Source organism: Anaerovibrio sp. (genome assembly GCF_024697385.1).
In the GTDB taxonomy this organism is placed as follows: Bacteria; Bacillota; Negativicutes; order Selenomonadales; family Selenomonadaceae; genus Anaerovibrio.
The window spans coordinates 1-2,128 of sequence record NZ_JAILFV010000139.1; the positions used below are offsets into that span (position 1 = coordinate 1).

Sequence of the window (2,128 nt, forward strand, 5' to 3'; positions counted from 1 at the left end):
GCTTCGGGCTGGTGGAATTTTTTTTACAAAAAAATGGTCAAAAAACGATAGATTGTATACTGTATTTAGAAATGTGACAATATGTCACATTTTTGGGCGGTTTTCGTGACAAATACGATACAGACTTTTGTTAATAGGTGATTTAAAATTAATGGTGTCAGACAAATAGAAGCTTGCGCGCAGCTTCAGCAAATTCTATTGCGAAGGGAGGACAATGGTGAAAGCTGAAGCATATTATCCTTTTTCAGTATATTTGCAGGATTATTCTCAAAAGGATCCTAAATGCAAGGCGAGATATATCCTTGATAATTTTTCGAGATTTCCTAAGATGATCGAAGGATATGAATCCGACTGGAAAATAACTGTAAAAGCTGAGAAAAGGTACAATTTTCTTAAGGAAATGGGAGATCCCGGTATAAGGGTTCAGGCGAGCAAGATCAGTAACCCGACTATGAACCAGGCTATATCTAAGTATGAAGAAGATACGGCAACCACGACTAAAGATATTCGGTCATTGGTGCATGGGACAGATGATCCGGGGCGGCGCATTATGGAGAAAATGGTAATCGCTGATATGAGGGATGATTACGAGATAATCTTAAACGCGATTCACAGGCTTGATAGTTCGGATGAGAATCTTTTTCTTCCGTATATCAGAACAGAAAAGACAATACAGGAAGTCGCAGATGAGCTGCAGGTACAATATTCCTCCGCTAAAAACAAGATGCGGAGATTGAAGAATATGGTATTGTTCACAGCTACGGAGAACATCAGGCATAAGAATGAGATCATAAAACGGAGGTACGGCGATGGTAAGAAGTGACGGAGTTGAGGTAAAGATGGTCAGATATGGCGAAGGAGCTCAGCTCTACAGTATGGGGCTTACGATGTTCCAGAGGCTGGCACGTAATGCAAACGCAATTTACAGAATAGAGGGTGCTCCTCCGCTTGTAATGTGCGAGGAATTTGAGGAGTACCTGAAACGGTTTAGAGCTATGGCATAAGAGAATATAGGTGATGTGGAAATCCACTGGTCTTGAAAAGGGCTGGTGGATTTTTTTACAAAAAAAGATGATATAATATAAATGTCTGACAATTTTGCGGCGGTTATAAATAAAAAAATGGAGGGATGGTATAAGATGAAAGGTAAGAAAGGGAAAAGAAACGAGAGAAAAGGACGTAGGATTAACTATTCTAGAAAAGAATTAGCAGAATACTTGCATTGTTCAGAGAATGCAGTAGATGATAGATTAAAGAGAATAACTGATTATTATGACAAATTGGATGAAACATCTTTCAAAAAAGAAACGGATAATAATAGGAATTTCTTTCCGCCAGAGTATACACCAATATTGAAAATATTGATGAGAGAACATGAGAATAATCCGGCAGCAAAAAAGAGAGCAAGAGGTCTTGTAGTTGATGATATCGATAAGGAATTAAATGGACTGCAAGATAATAAATACACATTTTTGGTTGAGGCTTTTATAATTTCAAATTTAACGGGACATGTTGAAAAAAAAACACTTTCAATTATTGCAGATATTGCAAAAATATTTGATATCGATTCTGAAGAACTTCGAGTAATTGCACAAGTCGCAAAATGTAAGCTGGTTAATGACATGGATTTATTACATGTTATCCCATTGCCGACAAAAAACCGATGGATGAATAAATTTTGGGGTTATATACCATATGAGTGGATTGTAAAGAATAGACAAAAAGTGGGATCTGTTTGTACTAAAAAGTATAAAAAGAGAGCCAATAGTACAGAAGAATACAATTTTGAAGCATTATTTGGAGATGCTTTTGATAATAAGACGGCTAGTAATGCAGAGGTTATTGTACCTTGCAATATTGTAGATCGGATTCAGGCGGGAAGCGTAGTTAAAGAGGGGGAAATCCTGCTTAAATATATACAGAAAACGAAAAGACAAGATTACTTGGATTCTTACGGCATAGGATTCTTTTCTAATTTCACAAAAGCAATACAGGAAATTACTGCTGAATGTTCAGGGGGGGATGTAGAAGAGAAGAAAGTAATCAAAGCACCATGTGACGGTATCGTTTTCTTTATTGATTATAGGAAGGATTAGGTCATGGAATGTAAATATATAAAGCCATTAAA

At 36.7% G+C, this 2,128-nt stretch carries 3 protein-coding genes; all 3 read left to right on the forward strand.

All coding sequences use genetic code 11. From position 1 onward, the window contains the following. The first annotated feature begins 214 nt into the window (after window positions 1-214). The 3 genes from K6C05_RS07950 (at window position 215) to K6C05_RS07960 (ending at window position 2,096) form a co-directional block, all read left to right on the forward strand. Complete coding sequence (locus K6C05_RS07950) at window positions 215-823, forward strand: hypothetical protein (RefSeq protein WP_296733388.1); 609 nt, start codon at window positions 215-217, stop codon at window positions 821-823. Beyond that, window positions 810-1,004 carry a DUF6462 family protein gene (locus K6C05_RS07955; RefSeq protein WP_296733391.1) on the forward strand — a complete coding sequence of 65 codons (195 nt, stop codon included), beginning with the start codon at window positions 810-812 and terminating at the stop codon, window positions 1,002-1,004. The genes K6C05_RS07950 and K6C05_RS07955 overlap by 14 nt, the downstream gene beginning before the upstream one ends. A gap of 135 nt (window positions 1,005-1,139) precedes the next feature. Continuing rightward, complete coding sequence (locus K6C05_RS07960; RefSeq protein ID WP_296733394.1) at window positions 1,140-2,096, forward strand: hypothetical protein; 957 nt, start codon at window positions 1,140-1,142, stop codon at window positions 2,094-2,096. The last annotated feature ends 32 nt before the right edge of the window (window positions 2,097-2,128 follow it).